Origin of the sequence: Paenibacillus sp. FSL R7-0026, from assembly GCF_038004485.1 — a bacterium.
Classification (GTDB): domain Bacteria; phylum Bacillota; class Bacilli; order Paenibacillales; family Paenibacillaceae; genus Paenibacillus; species Paenibacillus xylanexedens_A.
Window position 1 is genome coordinate 6167227 of record NZ_JBBORG010000001.1, and the last position, 12810, is coordinate 6180036.

10 protein-coding genes are annotated in these 12810 nt (G+C 46.9%); 5 read left to right on the forward strand and 5 right to left on the reverse strand.

All coding sequences use genetic code 11. The annotated features are described in order from the left end of the window. Positions 1-384: 384 nt before the first annotated feature. Entirely contained in the window at positions 385-1827 is a 1443-nt protein-coding gene (uxaC, locus tag MKY44_RS27025) for a glucuronate isomerase (RefSeq protein ID WP_341009385.1), read from the reverse strand. Positions 1828-2030: 203 nt separating this feature from the next. Between uxaC and MKY44_RS27030 the strand changes: the two genes are divergently transcribed. Beyond that, the gene (locus MKY44_RS27030) at positions 2031-2774 is read left to right on the forward strand and encodes an MBL fold metallo-hydrolase (RefSeq protein WP_341009386.1); all 744 of its coding nucleotides are present in this window, start codon (positions 2031-2033) and stop codon (positions 2772-2774) included. Between the two features lie 176 nt (positions 2775-2950). Here MKY44_RS27030 and MKY44_RS27035 read toward each other — a convergent pair whose 3' ends face one another. From MKY44_RS27035 to MKY44_RS27045, 3 genes are all read right to left on the reverse strand, one after another. Continuing rightward, entirely contained in the window at positions 2951-3583 is a 633-nt protein-coding gene (locus tag MKY44_RS27035; protein ID WP_341009387.1) for a hypothetical protein, read from the reverse strand. Positions 3584-4122: 539 nt separating this feature from the next. Beyond that, positions 4123-5604, reverse strand: a complete 1482-nt coding sequence (locus tag MKY44_RS27040; RefSeq protein ID WP_076328674.1) for an alpha-amylase — start codon at positions 5602-5604, stop codon at positions 4123-4125. Positions 5605-5807: 203 nt separating this feature from the next. Then, positions 5808-8120 (reverse strand): ATP-dependent DNA helicase, encoded by a 2313-nt coding sequence (locus tag MKY44_RS27045; RefSeq protein WP_100528276.1) that lies wholly within the window; start codon positions 8118-8120, stop codon positions 5808-5810. Between the two features lie 169 nt (positions 8121-8289). Between MKY44_RS27045 and MKY44_RS27050 the strand changes: the two genes are divergently transcribed. The 4 genes from MKY44_RS27050 to MKY44_RS27065 all read left to right on the forward strand — a co-directional run bounded on the left by MKY44_RS27050 (position 8290) and on the right by MKY44_RS27065 (position 11548). Further along, positions 8290-8502: a helix-turn-helix transcriptional regulator gene (locus tag MKY44_RS27050; protein ID WP_036612923.1), complete on the forward strand. Its 213-nt coding sequence runs from the start codon at positions 8290-8292 to the stop codon at positions 8500-8502. After that, positions 8492-8806, forward strand: a complete 315-nt coding sequence (locus tag MKY44_RS27055; RefSeq protein ID WP_341009388.1) for a hypothetical protein — start codon at positions 8492-8494, stop codon at positions 8804-8806. Before MKY44_RS27050 ends, MKY44_RS27055 begins: the two co-directional genes overlap by 11 nt. Before the next feature lie 91 nt (positions 8807-8897). Further along, entirely contained in the window at positions 8898-9395 is a 498-nt protein-coding gene (locus MKY44_RS27060; protein WP_341009390.1) for an antibiotic biosynthesis monooxygenase family protein, read from the forward strand. A 230-nt stretch (positions 9396-9625) separates the two neighbouring features. After that, the gene (locus MKY44_RS27065; RefSeq protein ID WP_445670700.1) at positions 9626-11548 is read left to right on the forward strand and encodes an LTA synthase family protein; all 1923 of its coding nucleotides are present in this window, start codon (positions 9626-9628) and stop codon (positions 11546-11548) included. A gap of 559 nt (positions 11549-12107) precedes the next feature. Here MKY44_RS27065 and MKY44_RS27070 read toward each other — a convergent pair. Beyond that, entirely contained in the window at positions 12108-12779 is a 672-nt protein-coding gene (locus MKY44_RS27070) for a GNAT family N-acetyltransferase (RefSeq protein WP_341009394.1), read from the reverse strand. Positions 12780-12810 lie beyond the last annotated feature (31 nt).

A 12810-nucleotide genomic window follows, 5' to 3' on the forward strand; every position in this document is an offset into this window, starting at 1 on the left:
CTTTCTTTATCATTCCATAGACATCCAATATCATAGGACATCTATTAAATAGCAGTACAATTAGATAGATGCACAATTAATTAGGTGTACTAAGTATATTATCGCAAGAAACGAATGTCAAACATCTAAAAATAACCAATATAAACCCATAACCAAGAGCCCATACGCGCTTGATTAGGGTTTTGTCATTTGGCCGTTATTGGAGCATTCTATACTTATTATGTGCAATTCCATGAATTCAACTTACAAAGAAGCTCCCATTCCTTACTCCGGTGGATAATGACCCGGGGGTAAGAAATGGGAGCATTTTATTACGATTGAAAAGTAGACACAAAAGAATCTTCTTACTACATAAATTGCATGATTAGGTGCGTTTGTTACTCATTAAGACTGTGAAGCAGAGACTGTTTTAGGCACTGAAGCAAACGGGAAATACTCTTTTGCATTGTTGTAGGCGATGCCCTGTACGATCTGACCAAGCAGCTCCAGATCCTGCGGTGCCTCCCCTTGTTCGGCCCATTCACCGATGAGGTTGCAGACCAGACGACGGAAATACTCATGCCGGGTGTAGGACAGGAAGCTGCGTGAATCGGTTAGCATGCCGACAAATCGGCTGAGCAGACCAACATTCGCCAGGGCCTTCATCTGGGCTAGCATGCCGTCCTTCGTATCATTGAACCACCAGGCTGCACCAAGCTGGATTTTGCCCGGAATGCCCCCGCCCTGGAAGCTGCCGATGATCGCCGCGAGCACTTCGTTGTCCCTTGGATTCAGAGAATACAGAATCGTTTTGGGCAGCGCTTGTTGCTGTTCCAACGCGTCGAGCAATCCAATCATCGCTGCGGAAAGCGGCGTATCATTCACGGCATCGTAACCGGTATCCGGCCCAAGCTTGGCAAACATCCGTGTATTGTTGTTACGGGCTGCATTAATGTGGAACTGCATCACCCAGCCCCGCTCTGCATACAGTTTGCCAAGGAATGTCAGCGTCACTGTCTTGTACTTGTCCTCTTCCTCACGAGTTACCTTCTGACCCGCAAGTGCCTTGGCAAAAATGGCACCCGCTTCTTCGCGTGTAGCCACGCCGTAAGGGACATAATCGAGTGCATGGTCAGAGACTCTGCCGCCGACAGAATGGAAGAATTCCACACGTGACTCCAGCGCAGCAAGGAAGGATTCATAATCTGAAATGGCGGTGCCAGATGCCTGCGACAGCTTGCCCACCCATTCCGCGAAGGTATCCCGATTCAATTCCAAGCCTTTATCTGGGCGGAAAGAAGGTAATACCGCCGTATCAAAGCCTTCGATTTCCTGAATTTTCAGATGATACTCCAGAGAATCCGTTGGATCATCGGTTGTGCACACAACAGTGACATTGGATTTGGTAATCAGATCACGTGCACCGAATCCGTCACTGTTCAGTTTGGCATTTACTTTTTCCCAGATGGCCGGTGCGCTTGTCTCATTCACTACTTCGTAGACGCCGAAATATCGCTGTAATTCTAGATGAGACCAGGCGTACAGCGGATTACCAATCATCATCGGTACCGTTTTGGCATAAGCCAGAAAACGATCGTAATCGGTTACTCCTTCGCCGCCGGTCACATATTGCTCTTCAATTCCGTTTGCGCGCATGAGCCGCCACTTATAGTGATCACCGTATAACCAAGCCTCTGTAAGATTGCCAAAGGTTTTGTTCTCGTAGATCTCCTGAGGACTGAGGTGGCAATGATAATCAATAATCGGCATGTCTTTGGCATAATCCTCATATAACTTGATCGCCGTTTCATTGTGCAGCAAAAATTGTTCATCCAGAAAAGATTTCATTCGCCTCGCACGCTCCCTTTAGGTGAGTTTACGTTCATATGGGTTCACTTCCCATCTTTACGCTACACTGTTTATCATCAAAGTTCAATATAAAATGATAGCGTTATCAAAAAAGGTTGATTTAGGCATATATTCGGGAACAAGGTATACTGGATTTAACGCAAGGATGCTGATCTGAAGATCACACAAGGAGATGAAATGAATTGAAAGTTACTTTTCTCGGCACAGGAGATATGTTCAGCGTGGAGCAGCACCACAATAGTATGCTGGCTGAATTCGGAGACACGCATCTGGTCATTGATTTCCCAGAATCAAATGCTAAAGCACTCAAGGAATATGGATTCGCCATGACCGATATCCACAATGTGTTCATTACGCATCTACATGAAGATCATATTAACGGTGTACAGATGCTCGGATACTACTCACAGATCGTAGGCGACCGCAAACCTCGTCTGTTCATCCACGAACAATTGGTAGATCCGCTCTGGAACATTCTATCCCCCGGCATGCGCTACACAACGGATGGTGAACGTACCATGAGCGATTACTACGATGTCGTCCCCCTGCCAGATGGAGGCACATTCGAACTGGGCGGCGTGACGTTTGAGACGTTTCGGACGCAACATGTTCCCGGTATGGTCAGCAATGGGCTACTCGCCAAACCTTACTTCTATTACAGTGCTGACAGTACACTCGATCAGGAACGGGTGGAGCAAGTTGCCGCTGATGTGCAGCTGATTTTCCATGAATGTCATATGCATGATCTCGTGATCAAATCCCATACCTCATTGAAGGATCTGGAGCAGTTACCCGCGGAAGTGAGACAGAAAACCGTACTGATGCATTATCATGATGAATATGCTGATGCCGACAGACGGGAACAATTCAACCGCGCGCATGATCTGCGGATGGTTGGCACGTTAGAATCATTTGAACTGGAGTAGGTAAAACCACAAACCCGAAAAGCCTGGAGCATTTTCAAAGGAACGAAGTGAGTTCAATCGAATGTGGGATACGATGAATCAGTATTTTGAGAAGTAATAACCTTACTATCTCAAATAGATGAACCGGCAGCGTCTACTCAGATTCCTCATACGGAACTGGTGGGCGTTGCTTTTTCCTATTTTACTATCTCCCATGACTTCATATACTCAATCGTCCTTGAAGACGGCTCGGCCTGAACATGAAAATAATCTTCCGTTCGCTGATCATTTGGGCCATAGGAAATTTTGATATACATATCTGCATAACGCTGGAGGATATTGCTGTCGATCTCCGCCTTTGGCTTCAAGACGTAACTTCTGCTCAAACTCAATCCAAGCGGTTCCTTGTCAGACTCTAAACTAATCTCGTGTGTATTGCTCACATTGGAATGAAATAACTCTCCGGCATCTATTCGATTTATCATGTTGGGATCGAGGGTGAAGGACTGAATGACATTAACCATGGGCACCCGAGCCTCATTCACCAAAATCTCATAAGTAATCCGATCAACTCCGGATTCATGACTCACATCCACCGTTGCAGTCAAAGTATAATCATCAGGCGAGTTCGTCTGAAAAGACTCAAGGTTCTTCGTAACCCGCTCTTTTAAGTCTCTTCGCTCCGAATTCAACGTATACTCATCGGTCCGCTTCGGTTCACCCGCTGGCCCCTGGTTTGGTCCCAAACTGCAAGCCCCCAGACACACGGCTATTACAAATAGGTACATGACCAACGGGAAGAAACGGTTCATCTCTCTTTTGGGGCTCATGCCATCCCTCCTCTTCTCCATCTTCTGCAAAAAATATCGCTTATTACGTTCTCTCATTTTGTTTTCTAACACTCCATATTTGGATTATTGTACCATGTATTAAGATGTGGAACCGAAGTGTTCCTTTCTCATTTCATGTTTTTACTTGTAGCAATGATACGTTTGCCTATGGTGAGCCTTAACCCACGTGAAGCTAACGAATCTGAGAGGGCTTATTCGGCTGAAATCCGAGTTACCAAGTATTCTAACGAATCTCAGACGCGTTAATTTGGTAATATTGCTCCAATTGGCGCTATTTCAATCGTTTTTGAGAGAAATAAGGTTACTGAGGTTCGTTAGAATTCCAATAACGCTAATTCAGTGCAAATAAGGCGTGCTGAGTTCGTTAGGATGGAGTTTTAGTTGTACCTAGAAAAATGCAAAAAAACCACCTGAACACAGGCATGCATGCTCTCCTGTTCAGGTGATTCAACGATCTATCTATATACTGTTTTTATGCGGTCGGTGTACCTTTTCTTATCCTGCCTAGCACTATGCCGTTACTCAGCGTCAGCACAGTCCTCATTCTGTTCAGGAAGGGCCCATACCGAGACGCCTCCACCACACACATGGAAGGTGGCCCAGCCGTCTTCCTCAATGGTAATCTGATCATCACAGCTCTTCGTCAGATCCACCCAAACTTCACCAGCACGATGCTCTCCGATGAACATTCTCTTCTCACCGTCATCCCCGTTGGAGATGACCACTGCACAACCGGAACCTTCGATTTCCTCTACGCCACGACGTACCCAGCCAATCGTATTGGCGTGATCGAAGTAATCTTCCTGCTCCCCATATGCCTTGTTGCAGCGGGCAGATAACAGAATGTCCAGAATTTCTTTTTTGCCATCCACAGGTTCAGGTCCACCAATGCCATAATAATCTCCGTAAAATACAACCGGATACCCATCACGACGTAATAAAGTCAACGCATACGCGCTCGGCTTAAACCAATCACCAATCCATGATTCCAACGCTTCATGAGGTTGGGAGTCATGATTATCTACAAAAGTTACCGCATGGGTAGGATGCGTCTGAACCAGGGTATCATCAAAAATTTTGGAGAGATCAAAGTCTCTACCTGCAAGCGAAGCCTCATGCAACTTGTAGTGAAGAGACACGTCAAATAGGTCGATCTGATAGTCTACCGTATCAAGGAATTCACGACATGCATCCAGGTTCGAATTCCAGAACTCACCTACGATGTAGAAATCCTGACCGCGTTTGCGGATCATCTCTGCTGCGAACTCCTTGATGAATTCGTGGTTGATATGCTTGATCGCATCCAGCCGGAACCCACCACACTGGAGGGTATCGATCAGCCATTTCCCCCAATCGATCATCTCGCGCCGAACATCCGGGTGGTTATAATCTATATTGGCGAACATCAGATAGTCATAGTTGCCAAACTCATCATCGACATTCTCATTCCATTTTTTATTCTCTCCTGCGATGCGGAATACACCTGTTCGTTCTCCCTTGGCATCAAAGTCCGTGCCGTTGAAGTGTTCAGAGTTCCATTTAAAAGAGGAGTATTGATCCCCGCGACCCGGGAATGTGAATTTGGTCCAGCCCTCAATTTCGAAAGGCTCAGAAATTTCCTTCGTCCGATCATTCGGATCAACCTCGATCACTTTGAACACTTCTGTCTCATCTGCTCCGGCCTTGTGATTCATGACCAGATCCACATAGACGGCGATTCCGTTCTTCTGACACTCGGCAATGGCCTCCACCAGTTCCTGCTTGGTGCCATATTTGGTCCGTACGGTACCCTTTTGATCAAATTCGCCCAGATCGTACAGATCATATACACCATAACCTGTATCTTCTGCGGACACTGCCTTGGTTACAGGTGGTACCCATACCGAGTCAATACCTTTGGCTTTCAGTTCCGGGGCCATTTCAGCCAGTCGCTTCCAATGATCTCCGTCTGCAGCCAGGTGCCATTCAAAAAACTGCATCATGGTATGATTTCTCTTCATTTTAACCGACCTCCTTGATTGCTTTCGAAGCGGACCGCGGAACGGATAGGGTAATCGCCGTTGTTCGTTCGTTGCTAACCAAGTTATAACCCTTTCACCCTACCCTTCAATCATATAAAGGAAAGAAATCTGAGAAAAATGTTAAACTTCTTGGTTCAGCATTTGCCTGATTCCATTCAAATTGCTGTGAAGATACATCATATTCAAATTCGTTTATAGTCCCGCCACTCCTCGGGCAGCAAGGAACGATAAGGTTCTTGGATAAAACGATCGTCGACCAGCACCAGCACACCCCTGTCTTCCTCCGTCCGAATCAGCCGTCCACCCGCCTGCAGCACCTTATTCATACCGGGGAAAATATAGGCATAATTGAATCCGTTGCGTCCTGTCCGATCATAATAATCACGTAATACGTTGTTCTCCAGACCAATCTGCGGCAGCCCCGCACCTACCACAACCACGCCATTCAAGCGGTCTCCCGGGAGATCAACCCCCTCCGAGAATACGCCACCCATGACGGCAAATACCAAGCGTGTTCGTTCAGGATTCGGCTGAAATCCATCCAAAAACTGCTCCCGTTCCAGTTCGTTCATGCCTTGCTTTTGTATGACCGTATCCGCTTCATTAGGAAGTTGTGCATAGGTTTCATATATCTCGCGCATATATGGATAGGAAGGGAAGAACACCATCAGATTGCTGCGAGGCCATTCACTTACCAGCTGTTGCAGCATCTCCGCAATGGGTCGCCGGGATTGCTCCCGGTCTTTATATCGCACAGATAAAGGCAGGAGTCTCACATCCAATTGTTCGCGCTGAAACGGCGATGGAATCTGCAATGTATAATCCTCTTCCTCTGCACCCAGCATATCCCGATAATAGCGAAGAGGTGACAATGTGGCCGAAAAATGAATGAGAGAGCGAAATCCTTTAGCCGTCTGACGAAGCAGTACGGAAGGATCAAGACAGAATAACTTCACTCTCACTTCACTTCGAACACACTCTGCATAAGTAATAAAACGTTCATCATACAGCTTGGCAATACGCAGGAAATTCTGTGCCGTGAAGTAGGCATCCAACAGCAACTGATCCGTCTCGGCATTCCCCGAACCACCTTCAACAAGACATTGCTCCGCGACCATGACAAAAGGCTCCAGCCGTTCAATCAGTTCCTCCGGTGCTTCCTGCTGGATGATCTTTCCTTCTTCTCCACCGTTCTTTCGAAGGGTAATCAGATACTTATCAATGGCCCCGGTGTAATCAACAATGGCTTTGGCAGCAGGCACACTGCTGTCCAGCGACTGGAACTCTCTTTTCACATCCAGGAACACTGCCTTCTCCAGTTCGGCGGAAAACATCATTCGGCCACGATCGACCAGATTATGAGCCTCGTCCACCAGTAACACCGTCTTGCGTTTCTGCTCCTCCAACATTCTTTTCAGAGAGATCCTCGGATCGAAAATATAGTTATAATCGCAAATGACCGCATCGGCTGCATACGCCGCATCCAGGGAAAACTCAAACGGACACACCCGATGTTTGCGCGCATACTGCTCGATGACCGGACGTGTCATCAACGTCTCATGTTCCAGCATGTCCAGCACGGCCCCGTTAATACGGTCATAATATCCTTCACACATGCCGCACTGCCCCTTATCACAAGCTTCCTCTTCCTTAAAACAAATCTTGTCCTTCGCGGTCAGACTGATCACATGCATCTTCAATCCTTCCGATTGCATCCGGGCAAAAGCTTCTTCTGCCGCCACCCGTGTCGTCGTCCTTGCGGTCAGATAGAACAATCGGCTCGCTTCGCCTTCGCCAATCGCTTTGACTGTGGGGAACAGCACGGACATCGTTTTACCAATGCCTGTTGGTGCTTTCGCCATCAACCCCTGACCTTCACGGATCGTCTTGTATACGGCTCCTGCCAGCTTCCGCTGTCCCTCCCTGTATTTGCGAAAAGGAAAAGGCAGCTCTTTCACACTGATATCACGCTTTTCTTCATATGCAGCGATCATCTCTGCATATGGCGCATAACCGGCAATCACTTCTGCCGCAAACTGCTCCAGTTCCTGCCGTTCTGCCATTCGGCGAAACCGTCTTTCTTCATGGGTTACCGAATGCACGTACGTCAACTGCACTTGCATGCGTGGTTCATCTTGCTGAACAGCGTACATGTAGGCATACATCATGGCCTGCGCCCAGTGCACGGGAAGACCTTCTCCCAGATCATCCAGATTGCCCGCAGTTGATTTGATCTCATCCACCGTCAACTGACCCTCCAACCGGATCAGGCCATCACATCGTCCCTCCACCACATAGGTCAGATCCCCATGTTGAATCTCAGCTTCGAGCACAATCTCTTTCAGATCCTCTTCCGTGTACTCCTTCTGTACCCGCTGGTGAATTCGAGTCCCCTCTTGCATCGAGGCATTGGTCCGGAACCCTGGACGTATGCTGCCACTGCGGTACACATACTCCACCAAAGGTCTAACCGATATCCGAATTGTTGTTGTCATACGATCACCCGTTCTGTTTGTAGTGATTATACTTTATCATGAAATATGCTTTTGGACACAGCATCACCTCGAAGAAGTGGAAAATATTATAAAGAGAGATTGACATTCCATCGTCGCATAAGTAAAGTTAGCTTTACGTAAAGTTAACTTTACTTATGGGAGGATATACTTGCAAAATCTAATCAGAGACAAACGAATACATATGCACATCACACAGGAAGAACTGTCTCAACGTCTTAAGGTCTCCAGGCAGACCATCATATCGTTGGAATCCGGAAAGTACAAACCTTCTCTTGTTCTTGCTCACAAGCTTGCCCAATTATTTGGCTGTCAGATCGAGGAATTATTTATTTTTGAAGGAGATGAGAATATTGAGTTCTGAATTACTGAATCGGATGATCGGGATCGGTGGAATTGTAGCTGGTTTGTTATTTGCAATAATCATTATTTTCTTCACAAGGATGATTGCAAAAAAGCACAACGGGCTGGATGAGCGGTACCTCTATTGTATCACGAGGGCAAAGGCCTTCTCCTGGAATGCGACAACCATCAGTCTTGCTCTGGCTTGGATCCTCGTAGTTATACTAGACGGGATATCGCTTTCCTTTTTCATTATTACTGCAGTGTTTGTCATTCATTGTTTATCTTCTATTGCGGCAAACCTATACTACTCTGCTCGGAATTAGCCCACCTGTCCGATACATGTGAACCGATTGGACTCACTGATTTCCATATGCTATCTTGAAATAGAATGTACTTAATGAGGAGGCAGCTTCTATGTATATCTATTTGGTTCCTTCACCGATTCCAGATGCACTTGCTGCATACCCGCATCTGACATTGCGAAGCGAAGAGCACGTGCGTCTGGCTATTGAATCCGCAGAACGCCTGATGAATATTGAGTCTGATGATAAAGTAGCCGCATATGAAGCTTTCGATGCCGCAGGCTCCTGGACTGGCGGTAGTTATGCTGTTCTCAACAATATCCCTGTCACAGAGGATGGTCGGAACGATTTTGAAGAACGGTTTAAGAACCGTGCCCGCAAGGTAGAAGACGAGCCTGGCTTTGTCGGTATTCGTGTGCTGCGTCCTCTCAAGGATGACACGTATGTCGTACTTACACTCTGGCAGTCCGAGGAACATTTCAAAGGCTGGCAGGAATCCCAAGCATATAGTCACGCTCACCGTAACCGCAGTACAAGCGAAGGCCTGACCGCACAAAAGCCTACCATGTTCCCCAGACCTTCTTACGTCACAACGTACACTATAGAATAACGAAATTGGGTCACATCTGGCTTTTATCGCAGTAGCCCATGTTTTTCAAACCTCTTCCTGCATGGAAGAGGTTTTTTGCCATCAAATGTTGAAGGCTCTCATTTTTGACACAGCCATGCTGAGATAGGATAATACTTGTTAAATGAAACTTCGGAAGGGAAGGCGGTACCTTGTCACGCAGTTCACTCACCCGATTTCTAAGCGGACCGTTTATATTCTTTACCATTATCATGATGATCAAAAGTTCACTGGCCTGGATCGTTATCTTCGATGACATCCCTGTCTGGAAACCACTGCTGACCGAATTGCCGCTCATCTGGATCGGATTCTGTCTAATTGAGTGGTTTGCTGTCAAGCGGCGAATGTGGATATACCTTGCCATGAATTTGCTGCTCTCAGGGATTTTCTTTGCAGCCATCATGTACTACAAATACTATGGCGTAATCGTTAACTATCACGCGCTGGCACAGGTGAATCAGGTGACCTCGGTCAAGAGCAGCATGTTCTCTTTGCTTGATCCCTATTATTTGTTTATTTTTGCAGACGTTCTGATTATCGGGGGGATACTCATTCGTCGTCGAATCAAGCTCGGGAGTACAGAACGTCCGAACCGCATTCCGCTTGAACGACGTGCCAGAAGACGGGTTGCCTCGGTCATTCTGACCCTTTCCATGATCCTGTGCATGCTTAACATCTATCCCAATCGGGCCAGCATGAGTGAACTTACACAAGCAGAACAGATGGGCATCCTCGGTTACGAGGCGTATACCATCCTGGATCGACCTGATAAACCTGTGCCCATCGCTCACATTGATCAGACTGACATCGACCAACTGAAACAAACGACCGCACTTCCTGCGATTGTGGAGAAGGGTGCCGCAAACGGACGTAACGTGATTATGCTCCAGTTGGAATCGTTCCAAAACTTTCTGATTGGATTAGAGGTAGATGGACAGGAGATTACGCCTAATCTGAATCAATTGGCTAGACAGAGCCTGTATTTTCCGAACTTCTATCAGCAAGTGGGACAGGGAAATACATCAGATGCAGAATTTGTTGTGAACACATCGTTCTACACCCCGCCGAACGGGGCAGCAACAACTGTATATGCGGATAAAGCTCTGCCGAGTCTACCCAAGTTGATGTCAGCAAACGGATATCAGACAGCTACATTCCATACAAATGATGTTCGCTTCTGGAATCGGGATCAGTTATACAAGGCACTTGGATTCGACCAGTATTATGATATTGATTATTTCGGCATGCAGGACTCTATCGCCTTTTCGGCCTCGGATGAAGTCCTATATTCCAAAACACTGGATAAGCTGGAATCCATGCAGTCTTCGGGTGATCCCTTCTATGCCCATGTCATCTCCATGTCAGCCCACCACCCGTACACTTTGCCTAAAAACAAGGTGAAGCTGACGCTGCCAGAGCGTTACAAGGATACGTTGCCCGGTGATTATCTGATATCACAGCATTATGCCGATCAGGCGGTTGGACAGTTGATTGCTGGATTGAAAGAACGGGGATTATGGGAAAATAGCTTGTTTGTCTTGTACGGGGATCACCTGGGGCTTCCCATCTACTCATTGGATCGGGATGACAAAGTCCTTATGAAAGAGTTGTATGGTCGGGAATACACATCGGCAGATATGATTAATATCCCACTCATTATCTCGGCCCCGGGCATTACCCCGGGTGTACAGCTGGAACAGATCGGAGGCCAGGTGGACATTCTGCCAACGATTGCCGGACTTACTGGAGTCTCACTGGAGGACCAATTACACTTCGGACAGGATTTGTTACACGAAGGTGGAAATCTCCTACCCGAACGTTATTACCTTCCTTCCGGCTCGGTGCTAAACGATGCTTCTCTCTTCATACCGGCGAAAGGATACGGGGACGGAACGCATTATTCCCTAGCTGATGCGGGCAGACAAGATGAAGGGCAACAGCAGAAGAATGTTCCGTCAGAAGAGGTACCGAAAATTTCGGCGGACAAGGTACCTCCAGCACTCACCACACCCAATAACAGTGGGGTGTCCTCTTCACGGTTTATAACGAAGGAACAGTATGATCGAGCATTGGATCTTGCACACTTGTCCAACAGTTATTTGAGCCAGCTACCGGACCGAAAGGACGTTAAATAAAAACTAATCGTTACATGTACGGTTAAATAGGCTTCATTAACAATGAATAATAATCTAGGGTATGTTTTCAAAATTAGGTAAGCTATATGATGATAGATATCAGCGTACAGAAAATAAAGTTTCGGAGCCCCCTCTTGAGGTCCCAGCTAGCCGGATCCTGGCCAATGGGTAGACGAATTTCTAAGGAACTCAGGAAGTCTTATTTGACCTTTAGGTCCTCCTGATACATTGTAAAGAACATCAGTCACGTTATTTCCCAAAATCCCTCGAAAAAACGCTGCAAACGGCTGTTTTTTCGGATATAGCGTGTCTCAGGTTCTTTAGATTTCTGCGGATGCTTCAAACCCTTGAATAAGGCGCCTCAGATTCGTTAGGCCTCGCTTCGTGCCTTGCTCCAAACGCAAGCTTAGCAATCATTTTATATCTACATCCAATATCTTTAATGAAACTGAAAAGCCCATTAAACAGAACCGATAACGGTCTGATTAACGGGCCTTTTCTGGTTTTATTGTGGCATAGGACATTACAACACCATTCTCTGTGACAGCCCCGCTTCCGTTTACAACGGCAGTAACGCAACAGACTTACGAGCAGTCAATTGCTCTACCATGGCAAGCCATTCCTGCGGTTTGTTTTGTAACACCGCATAATATCGATTCAGGAAATCAGCCACCAGACTGGCTGGCAGTTCACCAAGCGACTCATCACCTGGCATAAAGCACAGATCCAATCCTCCAACTGCTTCACCGTCCCCTTGCCAGGATGGATGAACATACGGGAAGTCCAGGCGCTGATATCCCAGATGGGACAATACTTCACGACGTACATACGGGTCCATCGGCTTGATACCGCCGAACTCGTGATCCTGACTCAGATAAGGATTATAGATTTCGGCAAACATACCGAACAATTCTTTCCCGTTTGCTGCAGCCAGCTTTTGCAGATCACGCTTGCGGTGATTCGCCAGGAAACTGCCAATTCCCAGACCTTCGCGCCCAATAATCGTGAAGTCCGTCATGGCTACGTTCCAATCCTCGTAATAACGGTACTCCGTCGCTCCAACAACCTGTCCCTCATGCACAGCCACGAACACCCGAATACCCGGATCTTCCAACGGCTCTTCCCACAGTGGGAAGTCCAGTACTTCTTCCCGCGGGAAAATCTCCTGCATCAACTTGTGCATTTGGGCAAACAATGGATCTTTAATGGATGTAATACGCGTGAATTCCATGAATAAATACCCCCTCGATTGATGATGTATT